Origin of the sequence: Pseudoalteromonas luteoviolacea NCIMB 1942 (genome assembly GCF_001625595.1) — a bacterium.
In the GTDB taxonomy this organism is placed as follows: domain Bacteria; phylum Pseudomonadota; class Gammaproteobacteria; order Enterobacterales; family Alteromonadaceae; genus Pseudoalteromonas; species Pseudoalteromonas luteoviolacea_A.
On sequence record NZ_AUXT01000183.1, the window covers coordinates 78996 to 102983 of the forward strand.

A 23988-nucleotide genomic window follows, 5' to 3' on the forward strand; every position below is an offset into this window, starting at 1 on the left:
TATTATAGTTCTATAATAAAGAAAAAAATAGACCTAAAAACAAACCTTTAAACAAAAAGCCGTGTTAACCAGCTATATATAAAAACCCAAAAAACCATCACCATATTGAATACAAATATTTATCATTTGCATATAAATTCACAAAAATATACTTTGAAAGGCCTGCTTAAAAAATGTGTAGCTCACTGTGCACTCTTTAAATCACAGTGAGCACACCCGTTTTACTGAATTGGGTACACTATGAAACGATATTTATTTGATAGAGACCTAGATAAGTCTAGCTGTGGTGTTGGCTTTATTACCCACAAGCAGAGCTTACCAACTCATCAACTGATTAAACACGCACATCAAGCACTGTGTAGAATTCCGCATAGAGGCGGTATGAATGCTGAAGGAATTGGCGATGGTGCTGGTGTAAATATTGATTTATCTCTCACATTTTTTAGAAAAGTTACCGAAAGGCCAAACTTAACGCTTGGAGAGTTTGGTGTCGCAAACTTTTTTCTGCCAAATGAGCAGACTAACAATGAACTTGCGATGTCACTTATCTTAGAAAAACTGGCATCATATGAGTTACAGGTAATTAAGGTTCGTACTGTAAAAACGGATCAAAATGCCCTCAACACGGCAAGTCAAAAAGCCCAACTTGCCATTAAGCAAATCGTCTTTTTGCGCCCAAATCATATAGCGGATCAAAATGTATTTGAATCACTTATCCATGAAGCGCTTGAAGAAATTGAAATGCACGCATTTACTGGGCCTCAGTATGCAGGGTTATATCCTCTTTCTATGAGCTCAAGGACACAAGTACTTAAAGGTCGTCTAAATAGCTGGGAGGTTGTCCCCTACTTTGCAGATCTCAGTGCACCAGAGCAGCAGATCCATACACTTTTCTTTCATACCCGATTTTCGACAAATACTGCACCCAACCCCATGTTTGCGCAACCCTTTAGACGTATGGCCCACAACGGTGAGCTCAATACCGACCGAAAAAATAGGTTAAGTGAAAATGCCATTGCAAAATATAATAAGAAACGACTGATATTCCCTCAAGGACAATCTGACTCTGCACGATTAGACCAAACGCTTGCCCGACGAGTTATTGAAGACCAAATACCAATCGATGTCGCTGCATTAGCGATGATGCCGCCTGCATGGGAAAACGACAACGGACTACCAGCCTCAGTTAAATCTATGCTTGAGTACTTTTCTCTCTATGAGGAAAAAAACGATGGACCAGCAGCTTTTATATTTGGTGATGGAGTCAAAGTAGGCGCAAGGCTCGATAGACTCGGTTTAAGGCCACTCAGAAGCGTAGAAACTCATGATTATTTGGCCGTAATGAGTGAAGCTGGTCAGATTGATTTTGAGCCATCAGACATCATTCGACGCGGCCGTATTGAAGCCGGTGGCATGATTGTATTTGACCACGCCTCAAACCAAATAAAATATACCCAACAAATTTTAGAGGAACTTGCCGAACAAAAAGACTACGCTGAGTTGCTACACCAAGCGCAGGTTACACTCGCTGAATTACCACAAGTTTCACTGACTGAAGTTGCCAAAAATCAACATTTAAGTATTACGGCTCAGCATGTTGCATTTAGCATGAACCAAGAAAGCTTTAAGTTCATGCTCGACCCTATGTTGCAAGATGGCTCAGAAAAGATTTCGGCAATGGGTTATGGTTTAGCACCGAATGTGCTAACCAGAGAAGAGGGTGGTGTATCTCGATATTTCAGCCAACGCTTCGCGCAAGTGACTAACCCTCCGCTTGACAGTATTAGAGAGGTAGATGGCATGACACTCAGGGTTGCACTGGGGCCAAAACCCAATATATGCCCTACAAGCCATCGTCAAATCGTACTAGACTCACCTATTTTGCAACCGCATGATTTAACACAGATCACCAATCAGTCTGCACTCAGAGTCGAAACATTACCCATGCTGTTTCACATTGACATTATGCAAGCTGATCATCAACCTCAACTTTTAGACGCCATTAAAACGCTCGCCGCTCGCGCGGAGGAACTGGTTAAATCAGGCTGCGATGTGATCATTTTGAGCGATCTGAATGTGACCCATCAGCAAGGTGCTATTCCAGCGTTGCTTGCCATTGCAGCCATTAACCAAAAACTCATTTCTGAAGGGCTCAGATTTAACACCAGTATAATATGTCATACAGGACAAGCTGCCAGTACTCATGATATTGCCTGCTTACTTGGATTTGGCGCGTCCGCCGTTTGCCCTATCACTGTGCACAATCGTGCTATCGAATTGTTCCAACATGAAACTGATATTTTAAAAGGACTAGCAAGGTATCAAAAAGCTGTAGAAAAAGCGCTGATGAAAACGATGGGGAAATTTGGCCTTTGTACCGTAGAAAGTTATATTGGTGGTGAATTTTTCGAAGCTAACTTCATCGATACTCAGGACCCATTGTTAAAAGCAATATTTCCAAATATTCACTCGCCTGTGGGTGGCGCAAGGTTTAAAGATCTCGTGCAAAGCGCAATCAATTGGCACAAAAAAGTATTCGAAGTACAAGCCGAAGATCAAATTCCCGTACTCGGCCTATTTAAAGAACGAACGCAAGGTGCCGGTCACAGCTTTGGTACCACAGCGGTACGTGAGTACATTAATATGACTCAAGAGCGCATACAGTATGTGGACGAGTCTCAGCTTGAGTCCCATAATACAGGCGTTATCCTGCCACAAGACAATGGCTATGAAGACCTAGGTTTTGAGGCGAGAACACCAGAACAAATCGCTCAGTTTAAAGTGACACAGGCCTATAGAAAGTTCAGTAAAAATTTAAAGCACGAGCGCTACCATAGACCTGCAGCACTGCGTGATGTACTGGCACTACCTCTAGATTTCTCGCAGTTTAAAAGCTGCCAAGAGTTTATTGGTGCGCTTTCATATATTGATGCCTCGGGGTCATACAAAGTGCGCGTCAGAGGCTTAATGGTTGAAGCGATTTCACAGCGAAAATGGTTGCTTTGCCATACATCAAAATCCGATAGTATTCATCAACAATTGGTGTTAGCGTTAAATACACTTTACGAAGCTGAAGTATACGAAATAGTCCCAGCTTTGGACAAAATCCTTATTGAGACCAGAACAAATTCAACGCTAGATACATTGTGTGCCAAGCTCAGTACCGCGAGAGATACAATTGCACTTGAGCAAGTACAGCCAGCGTACGAAATCACCGCAACCTTCGCCTCTGGCGCAATGAGCCATGGCGCATTAGTCGAAAAAGCACACGAGGCGGTCGCGCAAGGAACTAATATTGCTGGCGCAATGAGTAACTCTGGTGAAGGCGGCGAAAACTCGCGCCGTTATAACACAGTCAAAGCCAGTAAAATTAAGCAGTTTGCATCCGGTCGGTTTGGCGTGTGGACAGGTTACTTAGCAGATCCTGCATTACAAGAGATAGAGATAAAAATAGGCCAAGGAGCCAAACCGGGAGAAGGCGGCCAACTGCCAGCTCCTAAAGTCAATGTTGTCATTGCCGCGGCACGAGGTGGCACACCTGGTGTTGAACTGGTCTCGCCCCCTCCCCACCATGATACCTATTCAATAGAAGACTTAGGCCAATTGATTCACGATGCCAAAGCGGCGAGGGTCCGTGTCATCGTTAAATTGGTATCATCAGAAGGCATAGGCACTATCGCAGTGGGTGTAGCCAAAGCTGGGGCAGATGTCATTAACGTTGCGGGTAATACCGGTGGAACTGGCGCGGCACAAGTAACCAGCCTTAAACATACCGGACGCGCAGCAGATATCGGCATCGCTGAAGTTCACCAAGCTCTGAGCGAAAATGGTCTTAGAGATAAAATTACATTACGTTGCTCAAATGCCCACCAAACTGGTAGTGATGTTGTAAAATCAGCTATGCTAGGCGGCGACTCCTTTGAGTTTGGCACCACAGCACTGATGATGCTCAAATGTGTTATGGCAAAAAACTGTAACTTGAAATGCCCCGCAGGACTCACCACAAACCCAGAAGTGTATAGCGGCGATCCCAGAGCGCTGGCCCAATACTTTATGAACGTAGCTCATGAAGTACGCGAGATCTTAGCAAGTATTGGTTATACGTCATTGAGTGAAATTCGCGGCCGTTCAGATCTGCTACACCTTGTATCTCATCCAGCCATGGTCGGAAAACTAGATATGACAGCCATGCTGCAACCTGCCGAGCAAGTCATAATAGCCAACCCTGTTTACCTCGAAGCTAATTTTGCACCGGACGATATTTGGCTAAAAGGAATCGAGGCACAATTTTTTGCGACACAGAGTGAATGCATCGAAACCACAACCCGAACCCTCGACAACAGCAATAAAACAGTTGGCGGTCAATTGGCAATCGATATTGAACGCAAACTCAATTATCAACTAGATGATGACCAAATTGCTGGACACCCAGCTGTTATGAAACTAAGTAATGGCCGAGTCGTGCTCAAACCAAACAGTGTAAAAATAAACACTCGTGGTTCGGCAGGACAAAGTTACGGGGCATTTCTCAATTCGGGTATGGTATTGCGCCACAAGGGAACATGTAACGATGGTGTAGGTAAAGGAGCCAGTGGCGGAAAAATTGTCATAGATAGCGAAGGCAGTCCCCTAGCCGAGGATGTGCTCATAGGTAATTTTGCGCTCTTTGGTGCAACCGGTGGCCAACTGTATGTGAATGGTCAAGCGGGAGATCGGTTTGGGGTGAGAAACTCTGGCGCTGTGGCTGTCATTGAAGGCGTCGGCGATTTTTGCTGTGAATATATGACCAACGGTTCCATTATCAACCTTGGAGGCTTTGGCAAAGGATTTGGTAACGGCATGAGTGGTGGTACGGCATATCAATATGATCCCACTGGCAATATCACCCACTTGTGCTCTAAAGACTCCGTAACTGCAATACAGATATCGCAACCAGATGCACTATGCCAAGGTCAGGAATCGGCACTACTTCAACACTTGCAAAGTCACATAGACGCAACACAATCAGCATTAGCAAATCGCTTGCTGAGTAATTGGCAGCAATCTAGACAACACTTTTATGTGCTTATTCCAAATGCACTTTACCAATATCACTGTGCAGAAAACATTGCGCAGCAACTCGACAGGCGGTCAATGTTGGAAGAGTTGGCTATTTATTGGGGTGACAAGTCCCTGAAAAGTATTCAACAAGCCTATAAAGCATACCAGCACACAAACCTGTGTCTGTTTAATGGTCAACTTCCTGATTACGGAGACAGAGACTCTGTGTTGATTTATCAATACATTATCCATGCAGGCATACTCCACCGAGGAGAGCAACTTGCACTTAAGCAACAGTCCCAAGGGTTCAGTGAGGTCAGCGCTCAATATTTGTTTGATACCTTAGATCATAAACTTGGAGACGCTTTAGCAAAAGATGCCAAAGAAGCACTAGCAAGCTATGACGACACAGCGCTCAGCTGCTTAGTCGCGCAAAAACGCATTCAGGACTACAAAGAAGCCCTGTCACTTCGAGAAGTTTGGGATACCGATGCACTTGGTACCAGCGTCTGGATTTTACATCGAGATATTCAGGCTAGAAATGCGCTCACGCAATACCGTGACCTTGATGAATTACTTGCAACGCATTATTGCCATGTGCTGTCAGAAGCAGTTAAAGCGGCTGTTTAAATAGGAGAATATGATGGAACAATTAAAAAGTAACAAAAAAGTCCCTTTTTTACCGCAAGACATCCCTTTTAATGATGATCAAAGGCAGTGGCTAGGCGGCTTTTTAGCCGGCTTGCACACCAGACTATTAGTGAAAGAAGAGCATGTCACTACTGTCAACACAGTCACTTCGCAGGTAAAGCCTTTGACCATCATTTATGGTTCGCAAACGGGTAATGCCGAAAGTGTCGCAGAAGAAGCCGCCGAAATTGCAAGAAATCATGGCCTGACGGCTCATGTGCAAGATATGGACGATGTCGATTTACATCAGCTTAGCAAGGTCGAGCGTTTACTCGTCATCACCAGTACCTATGGTGAAGGTGAAATGCCAGATAATGCACAGGCGCTTTGGGACGATATATCAGCAGATGATGCTCCGAGGTTTGATAGTACTTATTTCTCGGTATTAGCATTGGGAGATACCAACTACGATGATTTTTGCCTAGCTGGCATTGAGTGGGATGAGCGCTTAGAGGCACTCGGCGCGACACGTATTGCCAACAGAGTAGATTGCGATGTTGCCTTTGAATCACCGGCACAAGAATGGATTGCAGAAACACTGCCGACTATTGCTCAAAAAGGCAGTGATGGTAGCAGTGAAGTACTACCTGCCCCGTCTAACTCAACCAAGAAAGTTAAACCAAAGTACAACCGAGATAACCCGTTTGAAACTGAGTTAGTGCGAAAGTACACCTTGAATAATCCAGATTCTGGGAAAGAAACTTGTCACTATGAACTTTCTTTATTGGATTCTGGAGAGACTTACGAAGCGGGAGATGCCATTAACTTGCTGCCTCGCAATCGCCTCAAGTTGGTAGAAGAGCTTATTGGCTTACTCGGTGCCAGAAAAGAGCAGCACGAGCATTACGATGGACACACCCAAGAGCTACAAAAAATATTTACCGAAGATCTAGAAATACGCATTCCAAGTAAAGAATTTATAGCCGAGGTCGCAACACGCAGTGGCGATCAAGCGTTTATTGCCAAGCTTGAAGAAAGCACACAAGCACTCAATGAGTTCGTTTGGGGCCTAGATTGTGTGGATCTGCTCAGCCGCTACGCGCCCAATGCCTTTACAGCCAGCGACTTTATTCGCCTTGCGAAGCCTTTGGCACCGCGTGCTTACTCAATTTCTTCCAGTATCAAGCTGCATACCAATGAAGTGCACTTAACTATCGCAAGTGTGAGATATCACCAAGCGGATCGTGCACATAATGGTGTCTGTTCAACTTTCTTGGCCGACCTCTGCGAGCCTGGAAGTAAAATAAAGTGTTACTTTGCACCAAACAAACACTTTAGCGTGCCACAAGACCCTACAGCCCCCATTATTATGGTTGGTCCAGGCACAGGGATAGCGCCGTTTAGAGGTTTTTTAGAAGAGCGATTAGCCACCAAAGCAAGTGGCGACAATTGGCTATTCTTTGGTGACAGAACAAAAGAAAATGACTTTTTGTATCAACAAGAACTTGAGCAGATGCAAGAAGATGGTCTGCTTACTCGCTTAGATCTCGCTTTTTCACGCGATCAAGAACAAAAAATCTATGTACAAGACAAAATGCAAGTACAAGGCGAGCGATTATTTTCTTGGATTGAGCGCGGTGCGTATTTGTATGTCTGTGGTGACGCCTTCAGAATGGCCAAAGACGTAGACAAAGCATTACATGATATTATTGCTAAACATGGCGGTTTAAACGAAGAACAGTCTCAAGAATATGTCGCTAACCTTAAAAAACAAAAACGCTACGTAAGGGATGTTTATTAATTGTGAAGTGCCAAACAGATAATCCCTGTTTGGCACTCAGGTTCATGTGTTATTTCGCGTTATTACCTTGCTCTGCGAGGCCAATCATATCACCAGTAAATAAGCCTACCCCGTACTCTCTCAAGTCTGAACTTTTGGAATATGGTTGAGATTTTTGATACAGGTAAACTTCAGTACCATTTTGTTGTGCTCTTGCTGCAAATTGCTCAGGCCACCCCCATAAAATACGGCCAAATTGCTCAGGTAAAACAAGCGTTGTGTTGGCACAAGATGCTGGGTAATAACGAGACCAACCGATGAAGATATACTTCACCAAGCAACGTTTACCAACTTCTTTTGAATAGGTCATTTGCTCAGGAAACTTTTCGGCAATGGCTTCTGAGATACTCTGCATACCAATAAAGCTCAATCGGCTTCTTTGCTCTGGGTCCATATCATTTAGGTGTGTAGCAAGTACTTCTATTGCTTCTGGGCCAGCCGTTTTCATATTGAGCAAAAATGACTTTTCAGGAAAACGTGTTAACACCTCATCAAGTGATGGGATCAAACCAACCCCCAGCCCTCTCAAAGGATACACACCTTCTTCTTCACCAATTCGGTAACCATAACCTGCATCTAGCGTTTTAAGAAATGCCATTGACTGTTCTGAGGTAATACCTTCACCATTTGTTCTGCAATCTAGTGTCCAATCGTGAAATACAGCCAGCTCCTTATCAGATGTCGCATGGATATTTAAGTGCACGGTATCTGCGCCTAGCTCGAACGCTTTTCCAATTGCAGGGATGGTATTTTCAATGAAAGGATGCCCCACCTTGGTGAGTCTATCTGCTGTACAGGTTGTGTTTGTGACGCCGGTGTAGTCTGTAGGTTGTACTAATCCTTTGTACGATATGGTTTTGCCGTGATGATCAAGTTCTATACCTGGCTGCCTCGCAACCAAGATGATAATAAATAAGACGGATAGTCGTACAGCCCAGTGCTTCATGAAACTCCTCAAAAATAAGCTTTTAAGCCCGCTATTTTATCAAAGCTCTTAAAGTTAAGGAATTACCAAAATAAGCGATAAAATCCGAATTAGATTTATACTTGCTCAATCGGGCATAATTTGTGCCTTCTTTTTGCTGATCTACATGTTGAATGTGTCAAACGTTAAAGAATGTAATATCGTCAATATTGGCAATTACACAAAACTAGCTACCCCTCCTCTATTTTCTAAGGAATCAACATGTTGTTAGAAATTGCCATTGGTGACGCTTATCGTGCAGGTTTTGAATTTTCTGACAGAGAAAAAGTAACTCGATTCAACAATCTGAGTGCCTATCATGAACATGGCCTGGGTATTGCTTCTGGACACTATACGGACGACACTCAAATGTCACTTGCCCTGGCCGAACTGATTATTGATGGCGAAGCTTGGGATAAACACACCATCACCCGTAAATTTATCGACAGCTTTAAACGAGACCAGCGACTAGGTTACTCTAAAGGGTTTTATGCTTTTTTAGATTCTATTTCTAGCGCCAAAGAGTTTCTAGCCAAAATCAAGCCAAACAGCATCGCCGATGGTGCGGCTGTGCGTTTAGTCCCCCTTGGGCTATTTCCTAAAGTTGAAGAGGTACTCAATAAAACTGAAGTTCAAGTCTCAATTACACATAACACCCCAATAGGTATTAACTCCTCACAAGCAGTTGAACTTGCCAGCCATTACTTTTATTCCAAATTAAGTCCAAAAGCACAACTGGGCGAATTTGTTCTGTCCCATAATGATATTGAGTGAAATACCAACTGGCAAGGCTAGGTCGCTTACTGTGGCTACGAGACTGTCAATGCGTTACTCACTCAATCTGTGGAATTTGGTGGAGATGTGGATACTATCTCAGCCTGCGCACTTGGTATTGCAAGTTTAAGTGAAGAGTATAAAAACGATTTACCGCGCTTTTTATATGATGAACTTGAGAACAATGACTACGGTAAAGACTATTTAATCGAGCGGGCTAAACAACTTCACTCGATAGTGCTTACATTCAAATGACACCTGATTGGGCGCTACTTTAGGGCCCATTAGACTTGTCTAAGCAAAGGCACAATATTTCTACCAAACGGTGTAAATACCTGTACTAGATTTTTATCTATTAGGTTGAGCTCCTTTTCACACATAGCTTGAAAGCGCAAATTAGCAGAGCCTCTTCTATGATTTAGCACGAGGTTTCGCCTAACCCATAGCCTCAAATTAATTACCAAAAGCCGGTCTTCATCTTTTAAACAAATATCGATAAGCTTTTTGGCAGATCTGATGTACGCAGCGAGATTATCTATATTTGTGGGGCTGTGCTTTAGTACCATAGAGCGCACCGCTAGCTCTGCATTGGCATCTTGATATGCACGCATGTGGGCATCTTTAGCTTCTAAGTCGATATCAAACATAGTGAATATTTGGGCCAAAAAATTATTGATAATGATAATTAATATCAAATAAACTGTAAACCCAAATATAAGCTGATTTCGATGTGCTAACCCATAAACGTCACACGCTTGATTAAGTCGTTTTCGACTTCATACGCTGCTATCACCTTCACACTATAATCGATTTCTTTGTTGGGCTGTGTAGATGACTCGGCAAGCTCATGATCTACCAAAAAGCAACCTTGCACCATACGAGTCATTGACGTTGCGTTCAAATAGCTCAAACTCTCAAACTTTTTACCATAGCGTTCGACAAGCGCCTGTTTTCCCCTAAATACTATGTTTTGCCCTTGATAGATTTCGACATCGTCACTGTAAGTTGCCGCAAATGCATCGATATCTTGGTTGTTGTAGGCGTCGAGTTGTCTGTCTACGATGGCGATGGTTGCTTGTTCTATTTCTGTGTGCATAAAAAGTCCAAAAACTCATTTAGTTGTTTGGACCGTAATTATATACACATGTATCAAGACTGTTAAGACGCTCTTCAGCTTACCGGCTAACCTTTTGACATCAAGGACTTCCACCAGAAATCATTATTATGAGGCTCTCCTGCGGTGATCACCTCACCAACAATTGGCGTATTGATCGTCACTTTTTTTTGCGCGGCAGCCGTGGCTACACGTTCTAGCGGGTCATACCAAGAGTGAAACGCTAAATCGAATGTACCATTATGTATTGGCAACATCACCTCAGCATTAAGGTCAATGTGCGCTTGAACGCTTTGCTCTGGTGTCATATGAATATCTGCCCAATCTTTATCGTAAGCGCCTGTTTCAATAAAGGTGTAATTAAAAGGCCCGTAGCGACGGCCGATTTCTTTAAATCCATCAAAATATCCAGAGTCACCGCTAAAGTAAATGCTCTGTTCAGCCGCTTTAATGACCCACGATCCCCATAGAGTTTTGTTGCCATCACTTAAGCCTCTGCCAGAAAAGTGCTGAGTAGGAACAAATGCAACTAGACTGGTTTTATCCCCATGCTCTTGCCACCAATCGAATACTTTTACCTTATTTTTGTCTACTCCCCATTGCTGCAGGTCACCTTCAACACCTAAGGGAACAAAAATCTCTTTTGTTTTGTTCATAAGTGACAAAATGCTCTCTTTATCTAAGTGATCATAGTGATTGTGGGAAATTAAGATTCTATCGATTTGCGGTAAGTCTGCTAAAGCGATTGGCGCCTCATGGAATCGCTCAGGACCTGCAAAGCTAAAAGGTGACGCACGCTTTGAAAATACAGGGTCTAGCAACCAGTATTCACCAAACACCTTTAACAGCACTGATGAGTGACCCAATTTAACCATGTGTATTTGATCGTCTGAAAGTTGCGCCAGCATATTCGGGCTCTGTTGCATCATAGGTAGAGGAATGTTGGGCATTGGATCTTGCTTAGACTCTGTAATAAAGCGCCAAAAAATTCCTAACGTCTTTTTCAAGTTCGGCTGCTCTACCTCATTTGTATTGTAAAATTTACCGTCTTTAAATTGCTTGGAGCTGTATCCTGAATCGCTCACTTGCGCGTCTAAATTCGAAACCATTGCACATCCTCCAACTGTCAAAACAAATACCGATGCTAGTAAAGAAAATTTGTATATAGCTTTCATACGCCACCACAAAAAGTAAACTACACGGTGCAGTTTTCCATATTCTGGACTAAAAGTAAACTACCTAGTGCAAGTTTTTTCTAATTCCGCTAAACTACGCTCACTTTAGTAAGGAGTTCATATGAAGCTATCAGAAAAAAAACGCCTGCAAATCATTCAAGCAGCTGAGCAGCTGTTTTCTGAAAATGGTGCACAGCAAACCAGTATGGATCTGGTCGCGCAAACCGCAGAAGTATCTAAGCGCACGGTGTATAACCACTTTGATAGCAAAGAAGCACTTTTGTACGCTGTAATCGAAAACATGCTGACCCACGTTGAGCAAGGTAATACATTGGTTTATACGCCAGACAAGTGCATTCGGTCACAGCTACTCGATATTGCGAAGGCTGAGGCACTATTGCTCTCGTCAGATCCCTTTCTGCGTATTGCCCGTGTTGCGTTTTTAGAGTTATTGCAAAACCCAGATATGGCCGCGCACCTAAATAATACTAAAGTTGGCTGTATGCGTTATTTGGAAGAGTTTCTTGTCGCTGCCAATTCATCTGACGCCATCAATGTGGAAGATGTTACTTTCGCTGCCAAACAGTTTGTGTTCCAACTGAAGTCATTTATTTTCTACCCGCGCCTTTACGGCTTCGCTTTAGAGCCCTATATGGATCAAGAGTTTGTGATAAACCAAACTGTCGAAACATTTTTAGCCCGCTATCAAGTCAGTTAAAAAGGTGTTCAATGAAATTGGGAAAGCGCCTGTCGCAAATTAGCGATTTAGTGAACAATGACTACGCACACATTTGGGATTGCTGTTGCGATCACGGTCTACTTGGGGCGAGTTTATTAGATAAAGATCTGAACGCAAAAGTCCACTTTGTCGACATAGTACCGCACCTGATTAATGAATTAGGCGAAAAGCTCACACAGTTCTATGCCCATAAAAAGGCTCAATGGCAAACATATTGCCAAGACGTCGCGACTTTACCTTTATCACAATATTCGGGCAAGCATTTGGTGATTATTGCTGGCGTTGGCGGTGATTTGTGTAGCGCTTTTGTACAAAATATTATGCGTCAAAACCCAAATCTAAGTATCGACTTTATTCTTTGCCCAGTCCATCACTTATATACACTGCGCCAAACGTTACAATCGCTGGAACTGACCTTAAAAAATGAACTATTAGTAAATGAAAAAAAACGCAGCTATGAACTCATTCATGTTTCGACTAATAAAATCAATAGTGGCTCCGTTCATGCCGTTGGTGAGCGTATTTGGCGTTATAAAGATAAACAAGAATATGAGATAGCCAGGCACTATTTGAATAAAACAATAAGCCACTATCAACGTATTAACCAAGGTAGTGACGATGTGTCAGATATTATATCTGCCTATAAAAGTGTTCAATTAAAGTCTGTTGAGTGAATGGTGATGAAAACTTATGCGCTCACCTTCTTTAATGTATAAATATCTCGATATAATCCGTCAGGAAACAACATTCTGTCAGTTTTAGTGCCTCCCAGTCGCTCAACTAATTTGCGTGCAGCGTCATTTTCATCGTTCATATAAGTGCGCACTTGTACAAACTCGAGTTTGTCGTATGCATAATTAATAGCAGCAATAGACGCTTCTTTGGCATAACCTAAACCACGCGTTTGAGGAAGTAACCACCATGTAAGTTCGGTGGGCCAATTATAGCCTTGCCAAAAACCACAAGTACCAATGTACTTACCAGTGGCTTTCTCTTGTACAACCCAAACTCCGAAACCATGTAAATACCATGAGCCAAGATCTGCCTTTAACCTCGCAAGTACTTGCGCAGGCTCAATCGGCCCACCGTACATTTTTGATGCTTCACCATCAGTATAAAATTGTAAATAGGCGTCTAAACATGCTGTGCTGGGTGCCACTAAACGTAACCGTTCGGTTTCTATTGATGCTATTTGAATCATGTAGTCCCCTGTTCATTTATTATTTTTAGGCTGCAAGCGTCACAGCCAATACTTTACCTAACTTACTAAATGAAAATGCAAAAATGAGATTAACAAACAAAACAAGGGTACTAAGTAACACCCCAAGTACCAGTATTTACAATGTAAAAGACGAGTTACTATGGGTTAACTGCACGAGAAACACACTTAAGAACAATAGCGTTTTAGGATTCATTAAATTATTTAGAAAGCCTTTTAACACTAACCCCCGACTAACATTCTCACCACCGTTGAGAACAGTCTTTGGAGTGTTTTTATTCACCCACCAAGACTCAAACATATTTACACCGAGCCATGCTAAGCACAAAGCACCGAGTAGCTTTATTGCCATCACTATTAGCGGAAGTTGTTGCATCAATTGCCCAAGCCCGAGCGCCACAGCCAATGTCTGCACAATACTAGCAATAAAAATCCCTAATGCTAGGCGCGCCCCAGCCATAAACCCCTGCCCCTATGAATAAGCAGAAATTAGTACCAGAACAAGACCTGACGAAATAGCTAAAAGTACGCTCTTAATTATAAATAATGGCAGTATTGCAAACTCAGGCATAATTCATTCCTCGGTCTTTTATTTGCTAATAAAACCGTCAATACTGCCACATGGATTATCTAATTAAAAAGCGTCTAAATTATTAATTTTAGCGTTTTATACTCCATTTAAAGACTATTTAAATTTCATCTATGAGCGTGTCAGGTACTTACTGATCACGCTCTTTATTTGGCTTGGTACTGCCATACCAATTGATTTTACGTGTAAGTATCATAACAAGTGACAAAACGATAAAGCACATTAAGCTACCCATGAGCAGCGCATAATCTTCAGCGCCAAGCATGCCGTAAAGCAATGAGTACAGCATGATTAAGCCTGCAAAATAATAAACGCCCATCACACCACTTTTTAGGACACCACTCACATACCAGCCAAGCAACCCAGTCGCGGCAAATGATGAAATCACATATGCTAGCCCAAAGCCTAAATGCTCACTTAGCGAAATAAGTAATAGATAGAATATCGCCAGTGCAAGTCCCACAAATCCATATTGTACTGGGTGAATAGGCTCGTCTCTTACCATTTCCAATAAAAAGAAACTAGCAACCACGAGTAAAATGACCAACAATGCATAATTAACCGCTCGATGACTTTTTAAGTAATGATCGACAGGGTCAACTAGAGCTACACCCATAGTCCGCTCAGTTAAATCTCCACATTCACTGCGTAAAATACAACTTTCAAAAGTACTTTGCATATTGGTTGAAAAGTAACTTGCTTGCCAATTTGCACTAAACTCGTCGCCGTTAATATTTGAGGTTATTGGTAAATAAGTCCCAACAAAGCTCGGGTGCGGCCAGTCTGCGGTCATACTAACGCGAGTTTCCCTGCCCAGTGGCGAGATAGCTAACTTTTCCATCCCTTGCAAATGTATATCTGCCGAAAATGACAGCTCTGATGATGCAAATAAGTGAGCGCTCTCAAGTGGGGCGTGCACCCCCTCTTTTAACCTTTTGACTCCTGTTCCAGGCAAGATTTTAGCGTCTTCACCCGCAACTTTAACCACCGAGTCTAACCCAATGCCTCGAATATCTGAGATCCCAAAAACAAGGCTTACCGATGTTACACGCTGATCTTTTAATATATGAAGGTCAGAGGTTTTGAATACACCTGAAATAGTGTTATTTGAACGATACAAGGTCGCTTTATAAATACTGCGAAATTTTTCGAACGTATCAAGCGCACTGTGGATATTGAGCTTTTCAGGCAACAAAAAAGTATTTTCCTTAATAACGCTCACCGTGCTCTGTCGCTCTATGTCTCGTTCATATTCTACGTAAATGAACGGGCCGACAAGGCGCTGTTGTGCACTGCTACTTTTTGCAATTTCTTGCTGCACTTGCTTTTGCATGTTACTGCGTTCAGATATCAGCTCTTCTATCATGATCATTGGGATCATTAATAAGATAATTAGCCCTATTAGCATGCCAAACTTGACACCAATTTTTTCTTTATTTTGATTGTTCATCATTCACTCCTTAGGTTTGCCCAAACTTTAGCAAGGCAGCTTGGGCAATCTATGGAGCTTATATGGAGAGTTTATGGAGACTTGATGGCGAGCGACACTTCAACCCCTTGCTGGCAATTTTTTACCTTTAAATACCCAAAATGAAGCTTTGCAACTTGTTCAACGAAATTAAGTCCAAGGCCCGTACTTTTATTTCCCGCAGCCCGCGGTAATGAATAAAACCGCTCAGTTAGACGAGACAAGGCATAATCGGGGATTAACGGACCATCGTTATATATTTTAAAACAAACATGTGTTTGCAACTGCTCAACAGATACTTGGATTTTTCCATCTTCACATACAAAGTCCAACGCATTTTCAAATATATTGAACAGCGCTTGGCGAAGCAAAAACTCATCACCGTTAATCATAATATTTGACTCAGATTTGAGGGCGTAATCAATCGACTTGTGCTCTATTTTCACACTCATCGCTGTAACCACATAATCGACCAATTCCTGACTTTGCATTGATTTCGGTTTTTCAAGCTCTGGCAACTTTTCTAATCGCGTAAGCTCTAAAAGTTTATCGATAAGTAACTGCATGCGCTGGGATTCGCGCTCTATATTAAACGCAAATTTTACTCTCTTTTGGTCATCTAGTGGCAATTGCAGTAACTCACTCGCCCCTTTAATACCTGAAAGTGGACTCTTTAACTCGTGCGTTAGAGTTTCAACGTAAGTTTCAACATACTGTTTTCCATCCAGTTGCGAGCGCATATTCGCCAATGCATCGCTTAATTGGCCATATTCATAAAATACTCTAAATACTGGCTTATTGGCCTTTTCACCTTGACCCATTTTATAGGCGTACAACGACAGCTTGCTAAGTGCAGAGTTAATTCGCCACGCGATGACCGCCCCAACGAGCAGTACCAACACACTCATCACCGCAAGCCAATTAAAAACGCGTTGTTGCGAAAGCTCAATGAATGGCTGTACTGATCGATTTGCCTTAGCAACCGTTAAACTGCCAATGGTCTTTTTATCGAAAATGACCGGTGCCGCCACATGCATAACGGTTGAAAGTGGATCACTAGGGTCAGTAGCTGTAGAGCGCGCGCCATATTCCCCCCGCAGCGTGAGGTAAACATCATTCCAACGCGAAAAGTCATTGCCGATGTCTTGGTACCACGAGTCAGCTACCACTATACCATTGATATCAGTAACATAGATGCGATTCGACATCACAGTTTTATCAACTCCCCAAATTGCCGCGTCGACACTTCGGTTACCAAACTGCTGTAAAAGCGTCGAAATTTGGCTAGTTTCCAATGTTCCGTTAGCCAGCTCTTCAGCCACCAGCACCGCTAATAAGTTAGCCATGTCGACCAAAGTTTCTTCTGTCGTTTGGCGTACTGTGGGTTTAATTTCTTTGATCAGTGTCGAGCTAACAAAGTAAGTCGTCATAATCACTATGACAAAGTACAATAAAAACAATCGCAACCCGAGTGGGATCTTAGGCCAGCGGCTCACGCTCTATTCCTTTTCAAAATAGTAACCAAAACCCCGTTTGGTTTTTAAACATTCAGCAAACTCTACCTTTTGCAATTTATTGCGGATAGACTTTATGTGGGAGTCGACATTACGCTCATATGCTTCTTCACTTGGCATGCTAGAAAAGTCCATAAGCTGTTGACGGCTCAATACTCTGGGAGAAGATTTTAGCAAAGCATCTAACAACCTAAACTCTAATGCTGTCAGGCCCAGTGCAATGTTCCCTCTAAAATAGTCAAAGTTTTCGACGCGTAGAACATCTTGCCCTTGTTCACTAGTGGACTCAGCTTGTCGCCGTATCGATTTCAGTCGCAGCTTTACCCTTGCCAACAACTCTCTAGGACTAAATGGTTTAGTTACATAATCATCTGCGCCTATCTCAAGCCCCACCACCCTGTCTATTTCATCCGCTCGCGCGGTCAAAAATATAATAGGAATGTCAGAAAAGCCTCTTATTTGCTTACACAACTCAAACCCATTGCCATCAGGTAACCCCACATCTAGTATTAGCAAATCCGCCGATTTTGTTTTTAAATGCGCCAACCCAGCGCCAGCGGTATTAAACCAGTGAGCTTTAAAGCCATCCATTTCCAGCACATGAATGAGGGTATCAGCAATGGCAGACTCATCTTCTATGATGACAATATTCACGTTATTTCCCCAAAATACAGACTGGCTTTATATATTTACGTTATTCAATTAAAGCCACAAATACCTATCTCAATACATCATAAGTATAAGTGATTGCCCATGCAGCCACTACAGATAAAAACTTAACATTATGAAATAGCTGGTTTTGTCATTAGCTTCATGGTGAGAACTTTACAACCGTAACTTTTACATTGCTCTCAATGGACTCTAACGTATGTAACATGCATTCTAATGACCATTTTTCAGAGCGATTACCAGAGCCAGCACCGATTAATGGCATTGCTAAGGTTTTAAAACTGTTCGCTTCTGCCAACTTGATTGCATTAATGACCGACTGCCTAACCGAATACTCAGTGGCATACCAGCATAAATTAATACCCGCGACGTGAATAATTCCCTTAAAGTTCAATGTTCCCGCAGAGGTCAGCCGCGCCTCCCCTAACGGAATTGCACCATATTTTGCCACTTCTTTGAATGGCTCAGTACCAGCTCGGCGCTTTATCGCCCCCGAGACTCCCTGAGGTAAGAGCAACCACCAAGGTATTATGTTGCGATTCCAGCTATTTACAATTACATCAACTTGTCGATCTAAAATATCACCATGTACGACAACGACATTTACGCCCACAATTTTGCCACCTGTGGTTGTTCAATTACTTCTAACACTACTGGCATAACAGATAACGCCAGCAGTATAGCCATCACATAATTAAACCGGATTCTATATTTATCTTTGGTTAACACCCGCTTTAAAGCTGAACCACACAGTAGCCAAGCGCCAACACAAGGGAATGCCGCAATAAAGAAAACCAAGACGATTATGAAGTTTTGCGTATAGTATCCATCCCCAATGCTCGTAAATGCAGCTATCGCGCCCGTTGCAACCACCCATGCTTTAGCATTGACCCACTGAAATAGCGCGCCATTCATAAAAGTAAGCGGCTTAGCTTTGTCTGTATCAATTGGTGCACTTGCAGATTTTGCAATAGCCCATGCCAGATATAGTAAATAGGCTACACCTACACATTTTATAATTAGGTGTAAACTTGGAAATGCCGTAAATACTTGCCCGAAGCCTAACCCTATTACTAACAACATCACACTGAAACCTGCACAAATACCCACTAACAAAGGCAAGGTCTTTTTAACGCCAAAGTTGAGTGCTGATGTCATCACCATAATATTATTAGGTCCAGGGGTAATCGATGTTGAAATGGCAAATAAAATCACTGGCAGCATGTATTCCATGTTTTTCTCCATTTCCTTTTTACAATTGAATTGCCGAGTTTGGCGATACTTGCACTTTCTATCACCTAACCAATTTACACATATTTGGCCCATTGGCAAATAGCTTATCAATATCCATCTGATAGCAATAATTCTATAGGTTAAGCGAACTTCTGCATGATCCTAGCTTTTCATTTAAGGCTTTTGGACTAAAGTTATGCTGTATACCCTACTAAACGATGAAAAATGTAGCATCTTAGGAAATCCTTAGCTGGCTCACAGCCACCGTATCTATGGGGAAAAGGACCACATGACTTACACCAAGTTACTTGTCGTTGACGATGATGTAATAGACAGAAAAACAATAATTAGAACCCTGTCTAAAGAGCAAAACCATTATGATATTGTCGAAGCAAACAATGCCGATGAAGCGTATGCTTACCTTGATGAAATGCACTTTGATGTGATTCTAATGGACTACAATATGCCGCAAATTAACGGCGTTGAGGCTATTGTAAAGCTAAGGAGCCAACCGCAACTGAAACACACAGCCATTGTGATGATCAGTAACCTCTATAACGAAGCGCTGGTATTGGATTGTATCAATGCCGGGGCACAAGACTTTTTACTCAAGCAAGAAGTCACCAGTACACAATTAACGCGCTCCATATTGCAAGCGCGCAAGCGACATGAGCTAGAACAACAGCTTTATGAAAGCTACCATCAAGTGAAACAACTAGCAGAAAAAGATTCGTTAACCGGTCTGCACAACCGCTTTCACTTTGACGAAATGTTGAACCGTCTGTTGCTAGCAAGGCAGCGGCGACATCGCGAAATAGTTGCCGTGATGATGCTGGACTTAGATAAGTTTAAGCACATCAATGACAACTTTGGTCATGAGGTTGGCGACCAGCTTTTGGTGGCAGTGGCCGGAAGAATAAAAGAAGTACTGAGAGAGAATGAGCTTCTCGCTAGGTTAGGGGGTGACGAGTTTGCTTTTGCTTGTGGTGAACTCACTTCTATCAGGCAAATTCAAGCAATTGCCAAACGAGTCTTAAATACATTTCACGTCCCTTTTGAAATTGATGGCCATGCAATTCACTGCTCGGGTAGCATTGGGATTGCAGTAGCGCCCATTAATTCTGAGAATCGTAAAGAGCTCATGAAACTCGCAGATATTGCGATGTACCGGGCAAAAAATGGCATCAGCGACAAAGTTTGTATCTTTCAAGATAATATGCAAGAAGCCTTTTTACTCAAATATCAGATTGAGTCTGAGCTTAGGTTGGCAGCGCAAAATCAACACTTTGAACTCAACTATCAACCCATCATCGACAGCCAATACGATACAATCAGTATGATTGAAGCGCTGATCCGATGGCCTCTGGCTAATACCACACAGTTACCAGAAGAGTTTATACCTATTGCTGAAGAAGCGGGCCTTATTCAAGCTATAGGGCAATGGGTGTTAGAAAGTGCTTTAGAGCAGTTTAGCCAGATGTTATGTGATGACCAATACCAGTTCAGACTGTCTGTTAATATCTCCCCTTGTCAGCTATGTGACAGCGATTTTGCCGACATGGTTGAGCAAACTCTTCGAGCTATCTCGGTACCACCTAATAAGCTTGTGCTAGATATTACTGAGGCTGCCCTGTTGCAAAATGATCAAGCTATTAATGATACGCTTCTCGCATTATCGGACATTGGCGTAGGCTTAGCATTGGATGATTTTGGCAGTGGCCTTTCTTCGATATCTCACCTGCTGCAACATCCGTTTGAAATAGTGAAAATCGACAGTTCAATTGTACAGCAAATCGCGCAACAAGAATCGAAACAGCACGATATGCTACAAGGCTTGTCATTTATGTTAAACAAGCTCGATATCAAGGTCGTTGGTGAAGGTGTTGAAACCACGCTGCAAGCAAAAGTATGCGATAGCATGGGGATTTCCCTTCAACAAGGTTTTTTGTTTTATCAGCCGATGAGTGAAGACAAAGTCAAAAATATCTTAAAAGATGAGTGCAAAGCCAGCCGTCTATCTCTTGTCAATTGTGACGCAAAAACACATGCAGGCAGTAACAATGGAAAAAGCTAAAGCAGAATCCAGCAAGCGCGTAACTCACTGCATAACGTAACTATTAGCTTTTGTTATCTACCAGATAAAGACATTTCAGCCTTGAGCTGCTCAATGTCATATTTTCCTTTTACTAAATAGGCTTTCACTATTGAAAGCCCCGAAGCCCTGTCAACATCCTCTTTTCTGTCAGAGCTGCTGAACATAATAATAATGGGGTCTAAGCCATGATTGGATTGTATTTTTTTAAACTCCTCCAAAAATTCAAATCCATCCATAAGCGGCATATTGATATCCAGAAAAACAAACGTAGGCGGGTAGCCATTCGAATAACGCTCAACATTTTTAGCGTAGTCCACGAAAAAACGCAAAGCTGACGCACCCTCACTACATTCAAAGATTTGACTGATTGGGATTTTTGTATCTTTAAGCTGTCTTGTTAGGATGTATCGATCGTCTTCGCTATCGTCTACAATCAAGACCGAAATGGGATTCATTGATTTTATTTCCTTTTAATATCTACTCGAAAGGTTGAGCCTTGCTGCGACGATGTAAGATGAATGCTACCCTGCATTCTTTCGACATGTTTTTTGACAATCGCAAGACCCAGCCCAGATCCAGACGCTAAGCTGGGATGAAATCGCTTAAACATCTGATATATTTCACTATGGTGCTTATCTGGTATACCTACACCATTGTCTTCAACCGTGATTGACAAGCGTTCACCGGCACTGACAACATGTAATTTAACGTAAGGGTTTTGTTTCGTTTCATCTTTGTATTTAAACCCATTAGAAACCAAGTTTTCTATTATTTGTTGATATCTAATTTTATGTCCGCTGATTATGGGATCTGTTAAATCAACAATTACCGAAAATGTGCAACAATCTTCTTCAAAGAAGGTCTTACGCTTATCGACTATGTCATCAATGAGCGCTTTAATATTGAACTCAACTTCATTTTCTGTAATTAAGTCTATTTTGGTAAGAGATAAAACATCGTCAACTAGACTTTCTAGTTTAGTAACCTGCGATTGAACCCGTTTGACACTGCTTTTTGCCTCTTCAAAGTCACCACTTTCTATGTCTTGTAAAATGTATTCAGTTAACTTTTTAGAAGCTGTTAAAGGCGATTTTAAATCATGGGATGTGCGATAAGAAAACTGGCTTAATTCTTCATTCGCTTTTTCAATCCTACCGATATTTTCAGTTAAGCTAATTCGCATTCTGTCTAGGTGTTTACTCAGCACCCTAAACTCTTCTGGTGACTTAATTCTCAATCGTCCTTCCAAATGTAAGTGAGATAACCGCTCTGAAAATGAACTTATTTCACTCAAAGGCTTAATGACAAAATATCTATACATTAGAGAAGTCACAGTAAATAACACGACCAAAATCAGACCACATACAAGAAACGCTGCAAATGCAACTTCTCTCAATAGCTCACTGGTTTCTTCAACAGGGTAAAGACCATATATATCCCATTTCCAAGGTGCAAATTGCAGCTTTGAAAAGACGTACTTTTCGCCGCTCAAGTTTAGTATTCTGTCACCGCGCTGTAATCCAGCTAAGCTTGAGTTCAGCTCCAAATCAGTCACTCCGACAAAGTATCCCTTATTATAGAAAAAGCGTTCCCCTTGGTTTTCGACAATAACAAAACTGCCCTTGTAGGACTCATCTTCGGACTGAGCCTCTACAACCACTTCATCTTTATAGGCTTTGACGTAATTTTTCAGACCATCCATCTTATTCTTCACTAAGATGTCATGCCGTGCATTAACATGTAATTCGACAAAGTCCTTCGTATGAAGCGCGTTTACAACTTGAAGCTTATCAAAGGTGATTTCCTTTAAAAACTGGTATGAGATAACGCCCACCAATATCGGACCGATAACCACTAGCGGAAACGAGGTGATAAATATCAGATCCCTAAGCTTCATTGATATCAAGCTCATTGAAAAATATTATCGCCAGCAATACTAAGCAAGTCATAAGGAATGACTATTCCAAGCCGTGTAGCTGTCTTCACATTAAATGCGACTGTACTACGTGGCGCAGGTTTTACTGCTATGCTGTGCGGACTCACGCCCGAAAATATAGCTTTTACGATTTGTGCAACCTGCTCTGCAGCGCTTTGCACATCGGGGATAACTGTGAAAAGCGCGCCTTGCATTACTGAATTAACATTGGCGCCATACAATACAGGTTTAATCTTTGAAGTTTCAGGGACAAAGCTTTGTTTTTCACTAAATGGCCCATTCACTGACCAATAAAAGTCCACCTCAGGCTGAATGGAAACGACAGCATTCTTTGCTTGCAGATAGGTATCCGTCAGCTCCACATCATTGGTATCTTTATAATCAACAACCCTTTTTACAAGATTAATATTTTTATATTTATTAGAGATCGACTCGAGTTTGGCTATGTCCGTCAGTGCCGATGGGTACGTTGTTGCAACAATACCAATGTCTGTCTGTTTGCCTTTCAATAACTGATTCGCAATTTCAAGTTTGGTGCCTCTTTTTACCGAATAGATTGACCCAGCAATAAAGTTTAAGTCAGTGCTATCTTTGCTAGGGACCAAGCCTGCACCATGCGGGTCAGCCACCGTCACAAAGACCATAGGGATACTTTTCCCTTTAAGAACACGCTTACCAATCTTTGATGCCAGTGTACCGTTAGTGATTACGAGGTCTATACAATTACAATTTAGCTTTTTTGATATATGGTTGGCTATTCTTTCGCTCTGACCATCACCGTTGTATATTTCTAATTTAATATCCATATTTAGGCGACTTAACTCGGCCGAGATGTATTGTGTATGCGTGGTAACGATAGGCACTGGTAGTGTTTCAATTATAAGTACTTTCTTGCTCTGTGCATTTGCCAATGAGTAAGTTAAAAGCGCAAATACATACAAAAAATAAGTCACTAAATTCATTTTACCCTCTCAATATCTGTTTGAGAC

General features: G+C 42.1%; 21 protein-coding genes. 7 read left to right on the forward strand and 14 right to left on the reverse strand.

What is annotated here, in order from left to right; all coding sequences use genetic code 11:
- Positions 1 to 240 precede the first annotated feature (240 nt).
- Positions 241 to 5670 carry a glutamate synthase-related protein gene (locus tag N482_RS16920; RefSeq protein WP_063378153.1) on the forward strand — a complete coding sequence of 1810 codons (5430 nt, stop codon included), beginning with the start codon at positions 241 to 243 and terminating at the stop codon, positions 5668 to 5670.
- A 13-nt stretch (positions 5671 to 5683) separates the two neighbouring features.
- Positions 5684 to 7471 (forward strand): diflavin oxidoreductase, encoded by a 1788-nt coding sequence (locus tag N482_RS16925; protein WP_063378154.1) that lies wholly within the window; start codon positions 5684 to 5686, stop codon positions 7469 to 7471.
- A 49-nt stretch (positions 7472 to 7520) separates the two neighbouring features.
- On the opposite strand, the gene N482_RS16930 is transcribed toward N482_RS16925, so the two are convergent.
- On the reverse strand, positions 7521 to 8456 hold the full coding sequence (locus tag N482_RS16930) for a glycerophosphodiester phosphodiesterase family protein (protein WP_063378155.1): 936 nt from the start codon (positions 8454 to 8456) through the stop codon (positions 7521 to 7523).
- Positions 8457 to 8696: 240 nt separating this feature from the next.
- Here N482_RS16930 and N482_RS16935 point away from each other — a divergent pair, with 240 nt between their 5' ends.
- Together N482_RS16935 and N482_RS24450 are read left to right on the forward strand one after the other, a co-directional pair.
- Positions 8697 to 9248 (forward strand): ADP-ribosylglycohydrolase family protein, encoded by a 552-nt coding sequence (locus N482_RS16935; RefSeq protein WP_081228030.1) that lies wholly within the window; start codon positions 8697 to 8699, stop codon positions 9246 to 9248.
- 87 nt (positions 9249 to 9335) lie between these two features.
- Entirely contained in the window at positions 9336 to 9503 is a 168-nt protein-coding gene (locus tag N482_RS24450) for a hypothetical protein (RefSeq protein WP_155730624.1), read from the forward strand.
- Positions 9504 to 9532: 29 nt separating this feature from the next.
- Here N482_RS24450 and N482_RS16940 read toward each other — a convergent pair whose 3' ends face one another.
- From N482_RS16940 to N482_RS16950, 3 genes are all read right to left on the reverse strand, one after another.
- A complete protein-coding gene (locus tag N482_RS16940) occupies positions 9533 to 9895 on the reverse strand; it encodes a hypothetical protein (RefSeq protein WP_063378156.1) in 363 nt (120 codons plus the stop codon).
- An 86-nt stretch (positions 9896 to 9981) separates the two neighbouring features.
- Entirely contained in the window at positions 9982 to 10344 is a 363-nt protein-coding gene (locus N482_RS16945) for a nuclear transport factor 2 family protein (protein ID WP_063378157.1), read from the reverse strand.
- An 86-nt stretch (positions 10345 to 10430) separates the two neighbouring features.
- Entirely contained in the window at positions 10431 to 11471 is a 1041-nt protein-coding gene (locus N482_RS16950; protein WP_063378158.1) for an MBL fold metallo-hydrolase, read from the reverse strand.
- A 187-nt stretch (positions 11472 to 11658) separates the two neighbouring features.
- On the opposite strand from N482_RS16950, the gene N482_RS16955 reads away from it, so the two are divergent.
- Together N482_RS16955 and N482_RS16960 are read left to right on the forward strand one after the other, a co-directional pair.
- Positions 11659 to 12255 (forward strand): TetR/AcrR family transcriptional regulator, encoded by a 597-nt coding sequence (locus N482_RS16955; protein ID WP_063378159.1) that lies wholly within the window; start codon positions 11659 to 11661, stop codon positions 12253 to 12255.
- A gap of 11 nt (positions 12256 to 12266) precedes the next feature.
- Positions 12267 to 12950 carry a tRNA (adenine(22)-N(1))-methyltransferase gene (locus N482_RS16960; protein ID WP_063378160.1) on the forward strand — a complete coding sequence of 228 codons (684 nt, stop codon included), beginning with the start codon at positions 12267 to 12269 and terminating at the stop codon, positions 12948 to 12950.
- A gap of 14 nt (positions 12951 to 12964) precedes the next feature.
- Here N482_RS16960 and N482_RS16965 read toward each other — a convergent pair whose 3' ends face one another.
- From N482_RS16965 to N482_RS16995, 7 genes are all read right to left on the reverse strand, one after another.
- Positions 12965 to 13477 (reverse strand): GNAT family N-acetyltransferase, encoded by a 513-nt coding sequence (locus tag N482_RS16965; RefSeq protein ID WP_063378161.1) that lies wholly within the window; start codon positions 13475 to 13477, stop codon positions 12965 to 12967.
- A 136-nt stretch (positions 13478 to 13613) separates the two neighbouring features.
- Positions 13614 to 13955, reverse strand: coding sequence for a LysE family translocator (locus N482_RS16970; RefSeq protein ID WP_063378162.1), 342 nt, complete (start codon positions 13953 to 13955; stop codon positions 13614 to 13616).
- Between the two features lie 259 nt (positions 13956 to 14214).
- The gene (creD, locus tag N482_RS16975; RefSeq protein ID WP_063378163.1) at positions 14215 to 15534 is read right to left on the reverse strand and encodes a cell envelope integrity protein CreD; all 1320 of its coding nucleotides are present in this window, start codon (positions 15532 to 15534) and stop codon (positions 14215 to 14217) included.
- 71 nt (positions 15535 to 15605) lie between these two features.
- On the reverse strand, positions 15606 to 17048 hold the full coding sequence (gene creC / locus N482_RS16980) for a two-component system sensor histidine kinase CreC (RefSeq protein ID WP_063378164.1): 1443 nt from the start codon (positions 17046 to 17048) through the stop codon (positions 15606 to 15608).
- Positions 17049 to 17051: 3 nt separating this feature from the next.
- Positions 17052 to 17720, reverse strand: a complete 669-nt coding sequence (locus N482_RS16985; RefSeq protein WP_063378165.1) for a response regulator — start codon at positions 17718 to 17720, stop codon at positions 17052 to 17054.
- A gap of 157 nt (positions 17721 to 17877) precedes the next feature.
- Positions 17878 to 18348 (reverse strand): macro domain-containing protein, encoded by a 471-nt coding sequence (locus tag N482_RS16990; protein ID WP_063378166.1) that lies wholly within the window; start codon positions 18346 to 18348, stop codon positions 17878 to 17880.
- On the reverse strand, positions 18339 to 18968 hold the full coding sequence (locus tag N482_RS16995) for a LysE family translocator (protein ID WP_063378167.1): 630 nt from the start codon (positions 18966 to 18968) through the stop codon (positions 18339 to 18341). Before N482_RS16995 ends, N482_RS16990 begins: the two co-directional genes overlap by 10 nt.
- Before the next feature lie 289 nt (positions 18969 to 19257).
- Between N482_RS16995 and N482_RS17000 the strand changes: the two genes are divergently transcribed.
- Complete coding sequence (locus N482_RS17000; RefSeq protein ID WP_063378168.1) at positions 19258 to 21042, forward strand: GGDEF domain-containing response regulator; 1785 nt, start codon at positions 19258 to 19260, stop codon at positions 21040 to 21042.
- Positions 21043 to 21095: 53 nt separating this feature from the next.
- Here N482_RS17000 and N482_RS17005 read toward each other — a convergent pair whose 3' ends face one another.
- From N482_RS17005 to N482_RS17015, 3 genes are read right to left on the reverse strand one after another with little or no spacing between them, the layout of a single operon-like run.
- Positions 21096 to 21518: a response regulator gene (locus N482_RS17005; protein WP_063378169.1), complete on the reverse strand. Its 423-nt coding sequence runs from the start codon at positions 21516 to 21518 to the stop codon at positions 21096 to 21098.
- A gap of 5 nt (positions 21519 to 21523) precedes the next feature.
- Complete coding sequence (locus tag N482_RS17010; RefSeq protein WP_063378170.1) at positions 21524 to 22960, reverse strand: sensor histidine kinase; 1437 nt, start codon at positions 22958 to 22960, stop codon at positions 21524 to 21526.
- 11 nt (positions 22961 to 22971) lie between these two features.
- Positions 22972 to 23961, reverse strand: a complete 990-nt coding sequence (locus tag N482_RS17015; protein ID WP_063378171.1) for an ABC transporter substrate-binding protein — start codon at positions 23959 to 23961, stop codon at positions 22972 to 22974.
- Between the last annotated feature and the right edge of the window lie 27 nt (positions 23962 to 23988).